Annotated in this window: 17 protein-coding genes; 6 read left to right on the forward strand and 11 right to left on the reverse strand. The window is 73.9% G+C overall.

Annotated features, from left to right (window positions below; translation table 11 throughout):
* Positions 1-2: 2 nt before the first annotated feature.
* The 4 genes from LC193_RS02240 to LC193_RS02255 all read right to left on the reverse strand — a co-directional run bounded on the left by LC193_RS02240 (position 3) and on the right by LC193_RS02255 (position 3,451).
* The gene (locus LC193_RS02240) at positions 3-614 is read right to left on the reverse strand and encodes a GNAT family N-acetyltransferase (protein ID WP_226070865.1); all 612 of its coding nucleotides are present in this window, start codon (positions 612-614) and stop codon (positions 3-5) included.
* 110 nt (positions 615-724) lie between these two features.
* Complete coding sequence (locus tag LC193_RS02245; protein ID WP_226070867.1) at positions 725-1,615, reverse strand: MetQ/NlpA family ABC transporter substrate-binding protein; 891 nt, start codon at positions 1,613-1,615, stop codon at positions 725-727.
* A 76-nt stretch (positions 1,616-1,691) separates the two neighbouring features.
* Positions 1,692-2,363 carry a methionine ABC transporter permease gene (locus LC193_RS02250; protein ID WP_086161535.1) on the reverse strand — a complete coding sequence of 224 codons (672 nt, stop codon included), beginning with the start codon at positions 2,361-2,363 and terminating at the stop codon, positions 1,692-1,694.
* A complete protein-coding gene (locus tag LC193_RS02255) occupies positions 2,360-3,451 on the reverse strand; it encodes a methionine ABC transporter ATP-binding protein (protein ID WP_226070869.1) in 1,092 nt (363 codons plus the stop codon). The genes LC193_RS02250 and LC193_RS02255 overlap by 4 nt, the downstream gene beginning before the upstream one ends.
* Positions 3,452-3,887: 436 nt before the next feature.
* On the opposite strand from LC193_RS02255, the gene LC193_RS02260 reads away from it, so the two are divergent.
* On the forward strand, positions 3,888-4,262 hold the full coding sequence (locus LC193_RS02260; RefSeq protein WP_086161533.1) for a hypothetical protein: 375 nt from the start codon (positions 3,888-3,890) through the stop codon (positions 4,260-4,262).
* Positions 4,255-4,749 carry a hypothetical protein gene (locus LC193_RS02265; RefSeq protein WP_404819333.1) on the forward strand — a complete coding sequence of 165 codons (495 nt, stop codon included), beginning with the start codon at positions 4,255-4,257 and terminating at the stop codon, positions 4,747-4,749. The genes LC193_RS02260 and LC193_RS02265 overlap by 8 nt, the downstream gene beginning before the upstream one ends.
* A gap of 22 nt (positions 4,750-4,771) precedes the next feature.
* Here the strand turns inward: LC193_RS02265 and LC193_RS02270 are convergent, their stop codons facing one another.
* Both LC193_RS02270 and LC193_RS02275 read right to left on the reverse strand, forming a co-directional pair.
* Positions 4,772-5,272 carry a GNAT family N-acetyltransferase gene (locus tag LC193_RS02270; RefSeq protein WP_226070874.1) on the reverse strand — a complete coding sequence of 167 codons (501 nt, stop codon included), beginning with the start codon at positions 5,270-5,272 and terminating at the stop codon, positions 4,772-4,774.
* 206 nt (positions 5,273-5,478) lie between these two features.
* Positions 5,479-6,645: a glycerophosphodiester phosphodiesterase gene (locus LC193_RS02275; RefSeq protein ID WP_226070876.1), complete on the reverse strand. Its 1,167-nt coding sequence runs from the start codon at positions 6,643-6,645 to the stop codon at positions 5,479-5,481.
* 234 nt (positions 6,646-6,879) lie between these two features.
* Here LC193_RS02275 and LC193_RS02280 point away from each other — a divergent pair, with 234 nt between their 5' ends.
* Positions 6,880-7,560 (forward strand): lysophospholipid acyltransferase family protein, encoded by a 681-nt coding sequence (locus LC193_RS02280; protein ID WP_086161530.1) that lies wholly within the window; start codon positions 6,880-6,882, stop codon positions 7,558-7,560.
* A 27-nt stretch (positions 7,561-7,587) separates the two neighbouring features.
* Here the strand turns inward: LC193_RS02280 and LC193_RS02285 are convergent, their stop codons facing one another.
* Complete coding sequence (locus LC193_RS02285; RefSeq protein WP_226070878.1) at positions 7,588-8,559, reverse strand: aldo/keto reductase; 972 nt, start codon at positions 8,557-8,559, stop codon at positions 7,588-7,590.
* A gap of 85 nt (positions 8,560-8,644) precedes the next feature.
* On the reverse strand, positions 8,645-9,454 hold the full coding sequence (locus tag LC193_RS02290; RefSeq protein WP_226070880.1) for an alpha/beta fold hydrolase: 810 nt from the start codon (positions 9,452-9,454) through the stop codon (positions 8,645-8,647).
* 212 nt (positions 9,455-9,666) lie between these two features.
* Between LC193_RS02290 and LC193_RS02295 the strand changes: the two genes are divergently transcribed.
* Positions 9,667-10,680 carry a Gfo/Idh/MocA family protein gene (locus LC193_RS02295; RefSeq protein WP_226070882.1) on the forward strand — a complete coding sequence of 338 codons (1,014 nt, stop codon included), beginning with the start codon at positions 9,667-9,669 and terminating at the stop codon, positions 10,678-10,680.
* Between the two features lie 48 nt (positions 10,681-10,728).
* On the opposite strand, the gene argH is transcribed toward LC193_RS02295, so the two are convergent.
* Together argH and LC193_RS02305 are read right to left on the reverse strand one after the other, a co-directional pair.
* Entirely contained in the window at positions 10,729-12,171 is a 1,443-nt protein-coding gene (argH, locus tag LC193_RS02300) for an argininosuccinate lyase (RefSeq protein WP_226070884.1), read from the reverse strand.
* Positions 12,168-13,364: an argininosuccinate synthase gene (locus LC193_RS02305; RefSeq protein WP_226070894.1), complete on the reverse strand. Its 1,197-nt coding sequence runs from the start codon at positions 13,362-13,364 to the stop codon at positions 12,168-12,170. The genes argH and LC193_RS02305 overlap by 4 nt, the downstream gene beginning before the upstream one ends.
* A 389-nt stretch (positions 13,365-13,753) precedes the next feature.
* Between LC193_RS02305 and LC193_RS02310 the strand changes: the two genes are divergently transcribed.
* Together LC193_RS02310 and LC193_RS02315 are read left to right on the forward strand one after the other, a co-directional pair.
* Positions 13,754-14,320, forward strand: coding sequence for a GNAT family N-acetyltransferase (locus LC193_RS02310; protein WP_226070896.1), 567 nt, complete (start codon positions 13,754-13,756; stop codon positions 14,318-14,320).
* A 668-nt stretch (positions 14,321-14,988) separates the two neighbouring features.
* Positions 14,989-16,071 carry a polyprenyl synthetase family protein gene (locus LC193_RS02315; RefSeq protein ID WP_226070898.1) on the forward strand — a complete coding sequence of 361 codons (1,083 nt, stop codon included), beginning with the start codon at positions 14,989-14,991 and terminating at the stop codon, positions 16,069-16,071.
* A gap of 72 nt (positions 16,072-16,143) precedes the next feature.
* Here LC193_RS02315 and LC193_RS02320 read toward each other — a convergent pair whose 3' ends face one another.
* Entirely contained in the window at positions 16,144-16,728 is a 585-nt protein-coding gene (locus LC193_RS02320; RefSeq protein ID WP_226070900.1) for an arginine repressor, read from the reverse strand.
* Between the last annotated feature and the right edge of the window lie 2 nt (positions 16,729-16,730).

A 16,730-nucleotide genomic window follows, 5' to 3' on the forward strand; every position in this document is an offset into this window, starting at 1 on the left:
GCCTACCGTGCGCGGTGGCCGGTCTCCGGCGCGTCCTCCAGGTCCTCGGGCAGCAGGCCCCAGACGATGAGGTCGGTGCGGATGTCCGCCCAGCCGCCGTCCTCGGTCCTGGAGCGGACTATCAGCGCGTTGCGCAGGATGCCCTCGCTGATGCAGCCGATCTTCTGTGCGACCTGCTGGGAGGCCGTGTTGCCCGCCGCGGTGCGCAGTTCGAGCCGTTCGAACTTCTGGTCGCGGAAGAGCCACTGCGCGAGGGCGAGCACCGCCTCGGCCGCGTAGCCCTCGCCCCTGGCCCAGGGGGCGACGACGTAGCCCACCTCGGTGCTCAGGGAACGCCAGTTGGTGGCCTTGAGGTGCATGGTGCCCACCAGCCGGTGGGTCAGGTGCTCGGTCATGGCCAGGACCAGGCCCCGGCCCGAGGTGCGCTCGCGCGGGGCCTGGCGCTGGACCCACTCCCTGGCGTCGACCACGGTGTACGGAACGGGAACGGAGGTCCAGGCGGTGGTGAGTTCGTCGTTCATCATGGCGATCAGCTCGGGCACGTCCGCTTCCTCGAACGGGCGCAGCACGAGCCGCTCCGTGCTGATCGTGATGTCGGGAAAGGTGGGTGTCATGCGCCGCTCCCTGGCTGAAGTCCGGGATGCCAGCATGCAATACGGCGGGGCTGGACACGGCGCCGGGCCCCGGCTGGTTCGCCGGGGCCCGGGCCGGGTGGCGGTGCGGGTCAGGAGGCGGGGGCGCCGAACGCGGGCACCACGGACCCGGCGTAGGTCTCCTCGATGAACTGCTCGACCTCGTCGGAGTTCAGGAGTTCCGCGAGGGTGCGCACGCGGGGGTCGTCCTCGTTGCCCGCCTTGACGGCGAGGAAGTTGGCGTACGGGTTGCCCTCGGCCGCCTCCAGGAGCAGGGCGTCGTCGGCGGGGGCCAGGTCGGCCTCGATCGCGTAGTTGCCGTTGATGACGGCGGCGTCGAAGTCCTCAAGCGCGCGGGGCAGTGTGGCGGCCTCAAGTTCCTGGAACGACAGCCCGCCGTCGTCGGTGATGTCGGCGACGGTGGCCTCGGCGCCGGCGTCCTCGGCCAGTTCGATGACGCCGTTGTCGGCCAGCAGGTGCAGGGCCCGGCCGGCGTTGGTCGCGTCGTTGGGGATCGCGACCGTGTCGCCCTCGGCCAGGTCGTCGGCGCTCTGGAGGGAGTTGGAGTAGAGGCCGAGCGGCTCCAGGTGCACGTTGACGACCGGGACGATGTCGGTGCCCTGGTTCTCGTTGAAGTCGTCCAGGTAGGGCCGGTGCTGGAAGTAGTTGGCGTCGATCTCGCCGCTGTCGACGGCGGTGTTGGGCAGGACGTAGTCGGCGAACTCGCGGACTTCGAGTTCCAGGCCCGCCTCCTCGGCGAGGTTGTCCCGGACGAAGGTGAGGATGGCCGCGTGCGGGGTGGGGCTGGCGGCGACGCTCAGCGGACCCGACGGGGTCTGTTCGGTGCCGCCGTCGCCCGAGCCGCCGTCGCCGCCGGTGTCCGGGTCGGAGTCGGTGCCGCAGGCGGCGAGGCCGAGGGTGAGGGCGGCGGTGGCCGCCAGGAGGGCGCCCGTTCTGAACGGGGAGCGTGATGCGGTACGCACGAAAAGTGCCTTTCGTTGTGCTGTGCGGGTGGGTCCCGGTGGCCTGGGGCCGCCCGAGAGGTCGTGGGGCCGCCGGTCAGCCGGCGGCTCGTTCGCGGCGGCGGATCAGCCGGACGGCGAGGTCGCCGAGGAGCTGGACCGCCGTCACGATGACGATGAGGACGAGGACGGTGGCGAGCATGAAGCCGTCCTCGAAGCGCTGGTAGCCGTAGGTGAGGGCGAGGGTGCCGAGCCCGCCGCCGCCGACCGCGCCCGCCATGGCGGAGTAGCCGATGAGGGCGATCACGGTGGTGGTGAGCCCGGCGACGAGGGACGGCAGGGCCTGGGGCAGCAGCACCTTCAGCACGACGGTCCACGTGCCGCCGCCCATCGCCCAGGCGGCTTCGGTCAGGCCGTGGTCGACCTCGCGGACCGCGGTCTCCACGAGCCTGGCGAAGAAGGGGATGGCCCCGATGGCCAGCGGGACGACGGCGGCCGTGGGGCCGACCGCCGTGCCGATGACGAAGCGGGTGAACGGGATCAGCGCCACCATCATGACGATGAACGGCAGGGACCGGCCGATGTTGACGATCACGCCGAGCACCTTGTTGACCACGACGTTGGCCAAGGGCCCGCCGCGGTCGGTCAGGACCAGCAGCACGCCGATGGGCAGGCCGCCGAGCAGCGCGTAGAACGTCGACCAGCCGACCATGTACAGCGTGTCGATGGTGCCCTGCTCCAGCAGGGGCCGCATCTCCTCCCAGGTCATCGGGCGCTCTCCTCCGTGCGTTCCTGCCGCCGCTTCTCCAGCCGCGGGCCGTCGGCCGAGGCGCCGGCCGCCTCGCCGGGCGGTGCGGGGTCCGCGAGTTCGACGGTGAGGCCCTGGGCGCGCAGGAAGTCGAGCGGCGCGCCGTTGTCCGCGGGCCGTCCCGGCAGCTCGATGCGCATCCTGCCGACCTGGCGGCCCCCCACGGTGTCCATGGCGGCGCCGAGGATGGAGACGTCGAGGTCGTGGGCGCGCGTGAGCTGAGAGATGACGGGCCGGTCCGCGCTCTCGCCGTGGAAGGTGATGTCGACGACTGTGCGGTCCTCGCCCGAGGCCGTGCCGCCCACGGGGAACAGCTCGTGGGCCAGCCGCGAGCCCGGGGTGGCGAGGAGGTCGGAGACCACACCGGACTCCACGATGCGCCCCTTCTCCATCAGGGCGGCCGAGTCGCACACGGACTTGACCACGTCCATCTCGTGGGTGATCAGCAGGATCGTCAGGCCGAGCTGCCGGTTGAGGTCGCGCAGCAGGCTCAGCACCGAGCGGGTGGTCTCCGGGTCGAGGGCCGAGGTGGCCTCGTCGGAGAGCAGGACCTTGGGGTCGCCGGCCAGTGCGCGGGCGATGCCGACGCGCTGCTTCTGCCCGCCGGAGAGGCGGGAGGGGTAGCTGCGGGCGTGGTCGGAGAGGCCGACCAGGTCGAGCAGGTCGAGGGCCTTGCGGGCGCGCTCCCTGCGGCCGAGGCCGAGGATTTCGAGCGGCAGTTCCACGTTGCCCTGCACGGTGCGGGAGGACAGCAGGTTGAAGTGCTGGAAGATCATGCCGATGCCGCCGCGGGCCTGGCGCAGCGGGCGGGGGGCGCGGTTGCCGCGCCCGCCGAGCGCCGTGAGGTCCTGCCCGTCGACCGTGACGGTTCCCGAGGTGGGCCGCTCCAGCAGGTTGACGCAGCGGATCAGGGTGGATTTCCCCGCTCCGCTGCGGCCGATGACGCCGTAGACCTCGCCCGGCCTGACGTGGAGGTCCACGTGGTCGAGCGCGGTGACCTCACGGCCGCGCGAGCGGTAGACCTTGGTCAGGTCCCTGGTGGTGATCACTGGTTATCCGTCACTGTCGGGTGCCCGGGGCGCGGGAACGGCGCCGCCGCGGCACGGCACGGGGCAGGTGCAGGCGGAGCACGAGCGGGGAGCAGGACCCGGCAGCGGGGCGCGGTCCGCCGTGGACCGGCCTGCCGGCGTCGCTTCGGGGCGCGAGGCTGCTCGGGCGATGGCCCTCAGATGTCACACATTCGACAGCGACAGCGAGCACCGGGCATACGGAGTGCCTCGGTCGTCTGCGGACGGCTGCTCGTCGCGGTCATGCGGACCAGTAAAACAGATGTTCCCTACGCGGAACGAGGTGGTCAGGACGGGTGTGGCCAACACCACGCGGCTCCCGGCCGCGGTGCCCGCCGGCGGGCGGACCGGCGCGGGCCGGCGGCGCGGTCAGGGGGGCCTTGGCGGGCGGGGGCGCGCGCCCCGTTAGAGTCCTCGCATGTTCTCGCCACTGACGGTGGCGGTCGCCGTGACCGCGTTGCTCCTCGCCGCCTGGTGCGGGTACGCGTCCCTGCGCGACCAGCCGGTCAAGGACTGGCACTACCTCGGCATGGCCGTCGTGCTGCTGCTCACGCTCGTGCAGCTGGCCGTCGGCCTGGTGCGGCTCGCGGGTGGCGAGCGGCCCGCCGAGGGCGGCACCGCCACGTTCGTGTCCTATCTCTTCTCCGTGTCCCTGTGCCTGCCGGTGGTGGGCGTCGTCGCGCTGGGGGAACGCTCCCGGTGGGGTTCCGCGACGGTGGCCGCGGGTGCGCTGGTGCTCGCGGCCCTGCAACTGCGGCTCGCCGACGTCTGGGCGGGAGGCACCGGTGCCTGAGCGGGTCGCGGGCGGCGCCGGGGAGAACGCCGCGGAGGCCGGGGAGCGCGGCGCGGGGACGGGGGCCGGCCGGGGCCGGCGGGGCCTGAGCAGCGGCCCGGGCCGGCTGCTCGTCACGCTGTACGGGATCTTCACCGTGGGTGCGACGTCACGCTCGGTGTACCAGCTGTCGACCCGTTTCGACGAGGCGCCGCTGGCCTATCTGCTGTCCGCGCTGGCCGCGCTGGTCTACGCGTTCATCACCGTGTCCCTGGTCCGCGGCGGGGAGCGCGCGCGGCGCGGGGCGCTGGCGGCCTGCGTCGCGGAACTCGCCGGGGTGCTGACCGTGGGGGCCTGGTCCGTCGCGGACCCGGCGGCGTTCCCCGACGCGACGGTCTGGTCGGACTTCGGGCAGGGGTACCTCTACCTGCCCGTGGTGCTGCCGGTCGCCGGGCTGCTGTGGCTGCGCCGGGCCCCCCGCGCGGAGGGCCCGGACGCGCCGTCGTGACCGCGTGCGCGGCGAGGGCGGGTCAGACCGCCGCCGCGACGGAGGCGGGCGCTTCCTTCTCCAGGGTGATCAGGCTCAGGTGGCGCGACACCTGCTCGGTGCTCACGGGCGCGTAGCCGAGCCTGCGGTACAGGCGCAGGTTGCCCTCGCTGCGGTGACCGGTGAACAGGCGGTAGCGCGCGGCGGCGCGTTCGGCCGCGAGCCGGTCCTCGATCGCGACCAGCAGCCGGCCGCCCAGGCCGTGCCGCTGCATCCTCGGGTGGACGATGAGGCGTCCGATGCAGGCGGTGCCGTCGGCGTCCACGCGTCCCCTGACCGCGCCGACGACCTCGGGGCCGAGCCTGGCCACCAGGACGCAGGTCTCGCTGATCTCGGCGCGCGCGGCGGCCAGCGTCTCGGTCAGGGGCTCGATGGAATAGTCGCCGTAGAGTTCGGCCTCCGACTGGTAGCAGAGGTACTGCAACTTCAGGATCTGCTCCGCGTCCTGGTGGTCGGCCAGGCCGATGGTGACGCTCATACCCATGTGCACACGCCTCCGGTGAGGTCCGGGCCGGCCGCGCGCAGGGGTGAGGGTCGCGCACCGGCCGGCGATTGCCCTGACGGCGCAGGGTGTGACCTGCGCCGTCAGCATTGTGCTGGGCCGCGGGCCGCCGGGGGAATGCGCCGGCGCCAACTGGCTTGTGAGATTTCCGACTCACCGGTACCCGGACGGGTGAACGGGCCGGGCGTTCAGTCGCGGAAGTCGGCGGCGGCCAGCAGCGCGGTGTCGGGGTGGTCGGCGAACACGCCGTCGATCCCGGTCGCGAAGTAGGCGTCCAGCGCGCCGAACACGTCCCCGTACGCGTGCGGGTCCTCGCCGCGGCGGAACTCGGCGGGCAGGTACCGGTTCTCGTTGCGCAGCGTGTAGGGGTGCACGAGCAGTCCGGCGCGGTGCGCGTCCTCGACGAGGGAGGTGGGGCGGCCGAGCGAGCCGTCGGCCGCGCGCGGGATGACGAGGTCGAGGGTGGGGCCGATGCCCTGCGCGTACCGGGCGATCTCTCGCAGCCCGCGGCGCGTGACGAGGTCGGCGACGGTGCGCGGGTCGCCGGACTCCACGAAGTCCCACGGGCGGGAGCCAGCCGAGGAGAGCAGCACGACGCGCGGGGTGTCCACGAGCCTGGCCATGCGCTCCATGCTGGAGGGCTCGAAGGACTGGAGGATCAGGCGGGAGTTGGCGCGGTGCAGCCGGTGCCGGCGCAGCAGGCGGGCGAGCGGTTCCTCCAGGCCCAGGCCCAGGGAGCGGAAGTAGGTGGGGTGCTTGGTCTCGGTGTACAGCCACACCGGACGGCCCCGCTCGCGCCCCTGCTCGGCGGCCCAGTCGAGGACTTCCTCGAAGGTCGGGACGGCCCAACGTCCGTCGTACAGGGTGTTGTTGGGGCGCTGCTCGGGTATCCGCTCGACGGCGCGCAGGGTCTTCAGCTCCCGGAGCGTGAAGTCCTCGGTGAACCAGCCGGTCAGCTCCTGCCCGTCGACGGTCTTGGTGGTGCGGCGGTCGGCGAACTCCGGGTGGTCCGCGACGTCGGTGGTGCCGGAGATGTCGTTCTCGTGCCGGCAGACCAGGTGGCCGTCCTTGGTGGGCACCAGGTCCTGCTCGATGATGTCGGCCCCCATGTCGAGCCCGAGCTGGTAGGCGCCGATGGTGTGTTCCGGCCGGTAGCCGGAGGCGCCGCGGTGGGCGACGACCGTGGGGACGGGCAGTTCGCGGGAGAGGTCGCGCGCGCCCGGGCGCGAGCCCGCGACCGCGGGTGCCGCGGTGCCGAGCAGGGCGGCGGCGCCGGCCGCGCCGGCCGTCATGCCGAGCAGGGCCCGACGTCCGGGGTGCCCCGCGTCCGCGCCTGCCGTCTGGTGAGCTGCCATCGTCACTCCGTAGGGCTCGTCCGTCGTCGGGCCGCGCGCTCCGGCGGCCCGTGATCGCGCCCGATCGTAGGGAAGCGGCGCTGTCCGCACGGGTACATGCGGGGGAACGGCCGGGGAATGCGCGTCAAACCCGAGTATCGGGGGCGAGCACCCGGTGCGCGCGGCGTGCCCCGGCGCGGGTATCGTCCCTAGGCATGCTGAAACACGCATGCCCATGACCGACCGGAGGGGAAGTTGTCCCGTTTCGTGCTGCTGAAGGTGCTGCTCGGCCCGCTGCTGAAGCTTTTCTTCCGGCCCCGGGTCGAGGGAATCCGGCAGATCCCCGCCGACGGGCCGGTGATCCTGGCCGGGAACCACCTCACGTTCATCGATTCGATCATTCTGCCGCTGGTCATGGAGCGGCAGGTCTTCTTCATCGGCAAGGACGAGTACGTCAAGGGCCGTTCCCTGCGGGGTCGCCTGATGGCGTGGTTCTTCACGGCCGTCGGCATGATCCCGGTCGACCGGGACGGCGGGCACGGCGGGGTGGCCGCGCTCATGACCGGGCGGCGTGTCCTGGAGGAGGGCAAGGTCTTCGGCATCTACCCGGAGGGCACCCGGTCACCCGACGGACGTCTGTACCGGGGGCGCACCGGGATCGCGCGGCTCACGCTGATGACGGGCGCGCCGGTGGTGCCGTTCGCGATGATCGGCACCGACCGGGTCCAGCCGGGGGGGCGCGGCCTGCCGCGGGTCGGCCGGGGGCGCAGGATCACGGTGCGGTTCGGCCAGCCGCTCGACTTCTCGCGGTACGAGGGCATGGACCGGGACCGCTACGTGCTGCGTGCCGTCACCGACGAGGTGATGACCGAGGTGATGCGCCTCTCCGGGCAGGAGTACGTGGACATGTACGCCACCAAGGCGAAGGCCGCCTGAGGGCGCGCCCCGCCCCCGCGCCCCGCGTCAGGTCCAGGGCAGCGCGGAGCGGCTGCGCCAGTACGCGTCCGGCGGTTCGGCCAGCCGGGTGAACGCGTCCAGGTGCGCGGCGTCCAGGCGCAGCCGGGCGGCGGCGAGGTTGTCCGCGAGCTGCTCCTCGGTGGCCGCCCCCGACAGGACGATCCCGGTCCACGGCTGGGCCAGCACGGCGGCGAGGGCAACGGCGTCGGGCCCGGTGCCGGTCGCATCCGCGACCTCCCGCAGCTCGCCCGGCGCCTCGGCCCCGGCGAGGCGGCCGTTGGCCAGCGCCTCCTTGACGATGACGGTGCGGCCCGCCGCGTGCGCCTCCGCGAGCGCGGGGGCGGCGGACTGCTCCAGCACGTTGTACGTGGCCTGCACCGTCCGGAACAGGGGCCGCCCGCCCCGTTCGATCTCCAGCGCCGCCCGGATCGTCTCCGCCTGGCGCGGGCCGCTGGTGGACAGGCCCACGTCGACGCCGGTGTCGGCCAGGCCGGCCAGCCGGTCGAGCACGGCCGGGTCGGCCAGCACCCGGCTGTCCTGGGTGGCCGAGTGGATCTGGTACAGGTCGAGCCGGCCGCCGAGCAGCGCCCGGCTCTCGGCCCACTGCCGGTCGAACGTGGCGGCCCCGTGGTCCTTGACCTCGTGGACGTCCGCGTCGGCACGCCAGTCCGCCGTGTAGGTGTAGCCCCACTTGCTGCCGACCACGACGTCGGTCGCCTCCGGCCGCCCGGTGAGCCAGTCGGCGAGGAACTCCTCGGCCCTGCCGTAGGAACGCGCCGTGTCGAGGTAGCGGACGCCGGCCGCGTGGGCCGCGTCGAGCAGCTGGTGGGTGCGGGCCCGCAGCGCCTCGGGCGTGCGCGGCGCGGGCAGGTCGCGGGCCCGCCCGAGGTTGATGTACCCGGGGCGGCCGACGGCGGCGAGGCCGAGCCCGATGCGGGCGGTGCCGGTCGCGGCCGGGGTGAAGCGGGAGAACGCCATGCGGTGACCTTCGGAACGTGTGCCGCCCTCGCGGCGGCCTCGGGTGCGTGCCCTCACCGTATCCACCCCGGGCGCCGCGGCCGGCTCAGAGGGTGGCGAGGAAGTCCGCGACGGCGCGGGCGAAGCCCTCGGGATCCTCGTCGTGGACCCAGTGCCCGCGGCCGGGGAACTCCCGCAGCGTGGTGCGCGGCCGGCGTTCGGCCATCGCGTGGGCCATCGCGGTGGGCAGCACGAAGCTCTCCGTGCCGTGGATCAGCAGCGCGGGGCAGGTCGAGGCGAGCCAGTCGGGCCACCAGTCGCCCATGAGGAGGCGCTGGGACTCCATCAGCTGGTCGTGGTCGAACAGGAAGCCCCAGCCGTCCTCGTACTCGGTCGCGCTCTCCAGGAAGTACCCGGCGTCCGGGATGCCGTGCGCCTCGACGGCCCGGCGCAGTCCGGCGAGCGAGCCCGTGCGCCGCGGCCAGCCGCTGATGTCGAGGACAGGGTTCGCGACGTCCGGCTGCCGGTTGAGCGCCCCGTGGTCCTCGACGATCAGGGCGGCGACCAGCTCGGGGTGACGGGCCGCGAGGCGGAACGCGGTGACCCCGCCCGCGGAGTGCCCGAGCACGACGGCGGGGCCGGCGCCGAGGTCGCGCAGAAACGTTGCCGCGTCCTCAAGGTAGGCGTCGGGGTGCACGTCGCCGTCCCGTCCGCTGCGGCCGTGCGCGCGCTGTTCGAGGGCGATCACCCGGTGGCCGGAGCCGAGCGCGGCGGCCAGGGGCGCGAACATCCGGGCGCGGCCGAAGTGCCCGTGCAGGGCGAGCAGGGGCCGGCCCGTGCCGCCGAAGTCGGCGTACGCCAGGCGCAGGCCGCGCACGTCGGCGTACCGCAGCGGTACGGATGGCTCGTTCTCCATGGTGCTTCCCTTCATCCCCCGCACGGACGGTGTCCCGGCCGGGACGGCCGGAACGCGGCAGCCGACAATAGCCGGTGGCCGGTGCGGACTTGGGGGCGGGGGCGGCTCCGGCGATCTTGCTCACGCGGCCCGACCGGGACTGTCACATACGATGATCCTGATTTCTGACGCAGCCGGGGCGTGGACCGCGCGGCACGAACGAGGAGTTGGGCATGGCGGACGGCGGGAAGGGCGGGGCCGTCGCGGCGGACCGCCCCGTGCGGTGGGGCATCCTGGCGACCGGCGGCATCGCCGCCAAACTGGCCGGGGACCTCGCGGACCTGCCGGACGCCGAGGTGGCCGCGGTGGCCTCCCGCGCGCCAGGACCGGCCGCGGAGTTCGCCCGGCGGTTCGACATCCCGCGCTCCCACGGCAGTTGGGCCGACCTCGCGGCCGACCCCGACGTGGACGTGGTGTACGTGGCCACGCCGCACTCGGCGCACCACGCCGCGACGCGCCTGTGCCTCGATGCGGGCAAGCCGGTCCTGTGCGAGAAGCCGTTCACCCTCACCGCGGCCGAGGCGAAGGACCTGGTCGGCCTGGCCAGGTCCCGCGGCGTCTTCCTGATGGAGGCCATGTGGATGAACTGCAACCCGGTGATCCGGCGCATGGCCGACCTGGTGCGGGACGGAGCGATCGGCGAAATCCGCACGATTCACGCGGACTTCGGCATCGGCGGGCCGCTCGACCCGGGCCACCGGCTGCTCGACCCCGCCCTCGGCGGCGGCGCGCTGCTCGACCTGGGCGTGTACCCCGTGTCCTTCGCGCACCTGCTGCTCGGTGAGCCGTCGGAGGTCGCGGCGTGGGCCCGGCTGCGCGACGGGGTCGACGAGAACACCGGGATGCTGCTCGGCCACGCCTCGGGCGCGGTGGCCGCGCTGACCTGCTCGCTGGTCGCGGACACCGCGCGCACGGCGTCCGTGACGGGCACCGGCGGCCGGATCGAGTTCCCCCGCGGCTTCTTCCACCCCGAGCGGTTCGTGCTGCACCGGGACGGCCGCGAGCCCGAGGAGTTCTCGGGGCCCGGCCCCGCCGGTTCGTTCGCGCACCAGGCGGCCGAGGTCATGCGCTGCCTGCGGGCCGGTGAGACCGAGTCGCCGCTGGTGCCGCTGGACGACAGCCTGGCCGTGATGCGCACCTTGGACGCGGTCAGGGACCGCATCGGCCTGCGCTACCCGGGCGAGTAGCGCGCGGTGCCGCGGCGGCCGGCCGGCCGCCGCGGCATCCCCGTGGCTTCAGCCCGCGACCGGCCCCGCGGGCCGCCGCGCCCACTCCAGCTGGCGCGCCAGGTCCTCCTTGGCCTCGCGCAGCTGCACGGCCACGGCCGCGGGCGCGGTGCCGCCCCTGGCGTCGCGCGCGGCCAGGGCGCCCTCCACGGTCAGCACGGTGCGGACCTCGGGCGTGAGGTGCGGGGAGATCTTCGCGAACTGCTCGTCGGTCAGCGCGTCGAGCTCGATGCCCTCCGCCTCGCAGACCCTGACGCACTCCCCCGCGACCTCGTGGGCCACCCGGAACGGCACGCCGCGCTTGACGAGCCACTCGGCGACGTCCGTGGCGAGCGAGAAGCCGGCCGGCGCCAGTTCCGCCATGCGCTCCCGGTTGACCTTCAGGGTGGCGATCATGCCGGTGAACGCCGGGAGCAGGATCTCCAGCTGGTCGCAGGAGTCGAAGACCGGCTCCTTGTCCTCCTGGAGGTCCCGGTTGTACGCGAGCGGCAGCGCCTTGAGCGTGGCGAGCAGACCCGTCAGGTTGCCGATGAGGCGTCCCGACTTGCCCCTGGCCAGCTCCGCGATGTCCGGGTTCTTCTTCTGCGGCATGATCGAACTGCCGGTGGAGAACGAGTCGTGCAGGGTGACGAAGGAGAACTCCTTCGTGTTCCACACGATGACCTCCTCCGCGATCCGGGAGATGTCCACGCCGGCCATCGCCGTGATGAACGCGAACTCGGCGACGAAGTCGCGGGATGAGGTGCCGTCGATGGAGTTCGCCGCGGAGCCGCCCTCGAAACCGAGGTCGCGGGCCACGGCCTCCGGGTCGAGGCCGAGCGAGGAGCCGGCCAGCGCCCCCGAGCCGTAGGGCGAGACGGCCGTGCGGGCGTCCCACTGCCGCAGGCGCTCGGCGTTCCTGCTCAGGGCCTGGACGTGCGCCAGGACGTGGTGCGAGAACAGCACGGGCTGCGCGTGCTGGAAGTGCGTGCGCCCGGGCATGGGCACGTCGGGGTGCGCCTCGGCGAGGCCGATCAGGGCGCCCTGGAGCTCGGCCAGCAGACCGGCGACGATCCGCGCGTGGTCCCGCAGGTACATCCGGAAGAGCGTGGCGACCTGGTCGTTGCGCGACCGCCCGGCGCGCAGCTTGCCGCCGAGCTCAGGGCCGAGCCGCTCGATCAGCCCGCGTTCGAGCGCGGTGTGCACGTCCTCGTCGGCCACGGTGCCGGTGAACGCGCCGCTCTCCACGTCGGCGGCGAGCCGGTCGAGGCCGGCCAGCATCCGATCGAGCTCCTCGGCGGTCAGCAGCCCCGCCCGGTGCAGGACCCTGGCGTGGGCCCGCGAGCCCGCGATGTCGTAGGGCGCGAGGCGCCAGTCGAAGTGGACGGAGGCGCTCAGCCGTTCGAGGGCCTCGGCCGGTCCGTGCGCGAACCGGCCGCCCCACAGCCGCACCTCGGGCTGGTCGGCACTCACTGGGCGAGGTCCCGCCGCGCCGCGATCTTGGTGGACAGGCCGAAGATGTCGATGAAGCCCTTGGCCTGCGACTGGTCGAAGGTGTCGCCGGTGTCGTACGTCGCCAGGCTGAAGTCGTACAGCGACTCGCCGGAGCGCCGCCCGGTGACCACGGCGCGCCCGCCGTGCAGCGTCATCCGGATGTCACCGCTGACGTGCTCGTTCGCCTCTTCCACGAAGCCGTCGAGCGCCCGCTTCAGCGGCGAGTACCACAGGCCGTCGTAGACCAGCTCGGACCAGCGCTGCTCGACCTGCCGCTTGTAGCGGGCCAGCTCGCGCTCGACCGTGACGTTCTCCAGCTCCTGGTGCGCGGTGATCAGCGCGATGGCGCCGGGTGCCTCGTAGACCTCGCGGGACTTGATGCCCACCAGGCGGTCCTCGACGATGTCGATGCGGCCCACGCCCTGCGCGCCGGCCCGCTCGTTCAGCTCCTGCACGGCCTGGAGGACGCTGACGGCCCGGCCGTCGACGGCCACGGGAACGCCCCGCTCGAAGGTGATGACCACCTCGTCGGCTTCCCTGGGGGTCGCCGGGTTCTGCGTGTACTCGTAGATGTCCTCGATCGGCCCGTTCCAGATGTCCTCAAGGAAGCCGGTCTCGATGGCGCGGCCGAAGACGTTGGCGTCGATGGAGTAGGGCGACTTCTTGCTGGTGGCGATCGGCAGGCCCTTGCTCTCGGCGAACGCGATGGCCTTGTCCCGGGTCATGGCGTAGTCCCGGACGGGCGCGATGCACGTGAGGTCGGGGGCCAGGGAGGAGATGCCGGCCTCGAACCTGACCTGGTCGTTCCCCTTGCCGGTGCAGCCGTGCGCCACGGTGTCGGCGCCGTGCTTGCGGGCCGCGGCGACGAGGTGCTTGACGATCACGGGCCGCGAGAGGGCGGAGACGAGCGGGTAGCGGTCCATGTAGAGGCCGTTGGCCTTGATCGCCGGCAGGCAGTACTCCTGCGCGAACTCGTCCTTCGCGTCGACGACCTCCGCCTCGACGGCACCGCAGGCGAGCGCGCGCTTGCGGATGACATCCAGGCTCTCGCCGCCCTGGCCGACGTCGACGGCGACGGCGACGACCTCGGCGCCGGTCGCCTCGGCGATCCAGCCGATGCAGACAGATGTGTCCAGGCCGCCGGAGTAGGCGAGCACGACGCGCTGGGTCACGGTGTCTCCTTAGGATGCATACGCTGACTGGAATAAGTATGCAGGGTGTCGCATGGTTCGTCAATTCGCCAGGTCGGCGGCCCGAGAACGCGGCCTCGCCGCGGAGAGACCGCGGAAAAGCGGTCGCGCGGCGGGAGCCGCCCGGGCGAGCATGGACGCGCGACGACGCCTGGGGGACGCATGGGGGAATCGCCGCGGGCCGCGGCGGCCGGGACGGGAGGGACCGCCGGGGACGGGGGTACCTCCCGGGTGTCCGCCGCGCTCGGCCCGCGCGGGGGCGCACCGGCCCGGACGGCCTCTCCCAGGCGATCGCGCCCTTCACCAGCCGAACCGACGCCAGGGCCGCGGATCCCGGGGACGGGCGCCCGCGGCCGGAGAGGACACACCACGTGCTCAGTCATCCCCTCGGCCCCGAGGCCCGCCTCGGCCCGCTCGAACCCTGGCAGGCCGAGGAGCTCGCGGCCTACACCGACCGCGCGCGGGACCACCTGGCGCCGTGGCTGCCCTGGACCCGGTCGGTGACGGACGCCGATTCGGCGCGGCGCTTCCTGCGGCGGTTCGCCGAGAGCCAGGCGGCGGACGGGCCGCGCCTGTACGGCATCTGGCTGTCGGGCGAACTGGTCGGCGGCATGATGTACCGGTTGTTCGACGCCCGGCAGGGATCGTGCGAGCTCGGCGCCTGGCTGTCGCCCGGGGCTGAGGGCCGCGGGCTGGTGACCGGGGCGGCCACGGCCATGATCGACTGGGCCGTGCGGACGCGGGGACTGGCGCGGGTCGAGTGGCTGGTGAGTCCGGACAACGTGCGGAGCATCGCCGTGGCCCGGCGCCTCGGCATGACGCACGAGGGCACGCTGCGCAGCGTTTTCGAAATGGACGGAAAGCGGCATGACCTGGAGGTTTGGGCGGTGCTCGGCGAGGAATGGCGGCAGCGTGCGGCCCCTCACTCGATCGGGTGATTAGCGGACGGCCGGCGCGGCAGCGCGGAGCCTTTGGCCTGAGAAGAACTCCAGGTCAGCTCGGCTGGCTCCCCGCCTGAGGGCGCGAGGTTGCCCCCGTGGGGCGCACGGCGATTCCCGAACGCGCCTTCCAGCGCTCCCCTCGCCCGGTCAAGCTGGCCGCATGATCAGCGATCGGTATGAGGGGGTGCGGGGATGACCGCGGCTCCCGGCCCGCCCGCGCCGACCGGGCGGTTCCGGCGCCCCGCACGGCGGCCCGCGCCCCCGCGCCCTGGGGGAGCCGCGGTGGGGCCGCCGCCGCGGGGAACGGTCACGTCCGCTGTCACGTTGGGGCAGGTGCCGGGCCAGGGCGCCGGCGGCACGACCCGTTCCCCGTGGTACGCCCCGCCCGTCGAGGAGGTGAACGCCGCCATCCGGAGCCTCCCGTTGCCCGGCCCCCGCCCACGCGGCACCGGCCCCGCGCCGCGGTCGGGCCGCGCGCGGGTCCGGCCCGACGGCCCCGCGGGGGCGTGCCCCGAGGCGTCGTGGGGCGCGGATGGGGGGCGCGTCCGCGTGCGGGGCGAGGCCGTCCGCACGGTTCCCGGGAGCCGCGCCGCCGAAGCGCCGCGAGAGGCCGCCCTGGCCCTCACCGAGCAAGCCCACGAAGCGGAGGAACCGGAGGCCCTGCCATGACCACCGTCCCCCACACAGCGGACGAGCACCACACAGCTCTCGACTCGTTGCGCCGGGCGCGCGAGTTGCTCGACCCGGCACTGCGCACCTGGGTGCACCGCCTGCCCGCTCCCGTCGCACGGGTCGCCTCGTACCACTTCGGCTGGACCGACGCCGCGGGTCGGCCCGACAGCGCGCCCGCGGGCAAGGCCCTGCGGCCCGCGCTCGTGTTCGGCTGCGCCGAGGCCGTCGGCGCAGCCCCCGAGGACGCGGTGGGGCCGGCCGTCGCCGTGGAGCTCGTGCACAACTTCTCGCTGCTGCACGACGACATCCTCGACGGCGACACCACCCGGAGGCACCGGACCACCGCCTGGGCGGTGTTCGGCTCCTCGGCCGCGCTGCTCGCGGGGGACGCGCTGCTGATCCACGCGGGACGCGTGCTCACCGAGCAGCCCGCCGGGCTCGCGAGCCTCACCGGCATCCGCTGGCTCAGCGAGGCCACCACCCAGTTGATCGAGGGCGAGCAGACCGACATCTCGTTCGAGGAACGCACGCAGGTGACGCTGGCCGAGTGCCTGGCGATGACCGAGCGCAAGACGGCGGCGCTGCTGGCCTGTTCGTGCGCCCTCGGGGCGCTGTGGGGCGGCGGGTCGCCCGAGGCCATCGAGGCGATGCGCCGCTTCGGCACCCACCTCGGCATGGCGTTCCAGCTCACCGACGACCTGCTCGGCATCTGGGGCGACCCGGCCGTCACCGGCAAACCGGCGGGTGCCGACCTGGTCAGCCGCAAGAAGTCGCTGCCCGTGGTCGCCGCCCTCGATTCCGGCACGCCCGCCGCCCGGCGGCTCGCCGAGCTGTACCTGCCGGGCGGCGGGGCCTCCGGGGCGGACGGCGGGCGGGGGCGGGAGGCGCCGGATCCCGAGCTGACGGCCCGCCTCGCGGGCCTGGTCGAGGAGGCGGGCGGCAGGGCCTGGGCGGAGCAGGCGGCGCAGGAGGAGCTGCGGTTGGCGCTCCAGTGCCTGGACGCGGCCCGTCCCGAACCCGCCGCGGGCGAACGGCTCGCCGCGCTCGCCCGGCTCGCCTGCCGCAGGGACCGCTGAGCGGACGGGCCGCCCGGAGGGCACGGTGCGACTGGGGGGCGCCCGGGAGGGGAGGGCGAGGCCGGGGGGCGGTCAGCCCTCCGGCTCCTCCTTCCCCTTCTGGGCCAGCCGCAGAAGGTGGTCGGCCAGGGACTGGCCGCCCGCCGGGTCGCGGCTGATCAGCAGCAGCGTGTCGTCGCCCGCGATGGTGCCCAGGATGTCGTGGACCTCCGCCTGGTCGATGGCGGAGGCCAGGAACTGGGCGGCGCCCGGCGGGGTGCGCAGCACGACCAGGTTCGCCGACGCCTCGGCCGAGATCAGCAGTTCCCCGGCGAGCCTGGCCATCCGCTCCTCCTTGGCCGACTCCCCGAGCGGCACCCGGGGCGTGCGGTAGCCGCCCTCGCTCGGCACGGCGTAGATCAGCTCACCGCCGGTGTTGCGGATCTTCACCGCGCCGAGTTCGTCGAGGTCCCGGCTGAGTGTCGCCTGGGTGACGGTCAGCCCGTCGTCGGCGAGGAGCTTCGCCAACTGGCTCTGCGACCGCACCGGCTGGCGGTTGAGGATGTCGACGATGCGGCGGTGCCGTGCCGCGCGGGTCTGCGGCACGGCGGGGCCCGCCGCGGACGCGGCGGCTCTGGCGCGCGGCGACGCCGGTGCGGCACCCGACTCCTCGGTCACGT

Source organism: Streptomyces marincola, assembly GCF_020410765.1.
GTDB lineage: Bacteria > Actinomycetota > Actinomycetes > Streptomycetales > Streptomycetaceae > Streptomyces > Streptomyces marincola.

What these genes read in the sequence shown, in the direction of transcription:
- LC193_RS02315 (WP_226070898.1), top strand. Translation starts at nt 14,989, where the DNA reads ATGACCACCGTCCCCCACACAGCGGACGAGCACCACACAGCTCTCGAC.
- LC193_RS02295 (WP_226070882.1), top strand. Translation starts at nt 9,667, where the DNA reads ATGGCGGACGGCGGGAAGGGCGGGGCCGTCGCGGCGGACCGCCCCGTG.
- LC193_RS02275 (WP_226070876.1), bottom strand. Translation starts at nt 6,645, where the DNA reads ATGGCAGCTCACCAGACGGCAGGCGCGGACGCGGGGCACCCCGGACGT.
- LC193_RS02260 (WP_086161533.1), top strand. Translation starts at nt 3,888, where the DNA reads ATGTTCTCGCCACTGACGGTGGCGGTCGCCGTGACCGCGTTGCTCCTC.
- LC193_RS02285 (WP_226070878.1), bottom strand. Translation starts at nt 8,559, where the DNA reads ATGGCGTTCTCCCGCTTCACCCCGGCCGCGACCGGCACCGCCCGCATC.
- LC193_RS02250 (WP_086161535.1), bottom strand. Translation starts at nt 2,363, where the DNA reads ATGACCTGGGAGGAGATGCGGCCCCTGCTGGAGCAGGGCACCATCGAC.
- LC193_RS02240 (WP_226070865.1), bottom strand. Translation starts at nt 614, where the DNA reads ATGACACCCACCTTTCCCGACATCACGATCAGCACGGAGCGGCTCGTG.
- LC193_RS02270 (WP_226070874.1), bottom strand. Translation starts at nt 5,272, where the DNA reads ATGGGTATGAGCGTCACCATCGGCCTGGCCGACCACCAGGACGCGGAG.
- LC193_RS02290 (WP_226070880.1), bottom strand. Translation starts at nt 9,454, where the DNA reads ATGGAGAACGAGCCATCCGTACCGCTGCGGTACGCCGACGTGCGCGGC.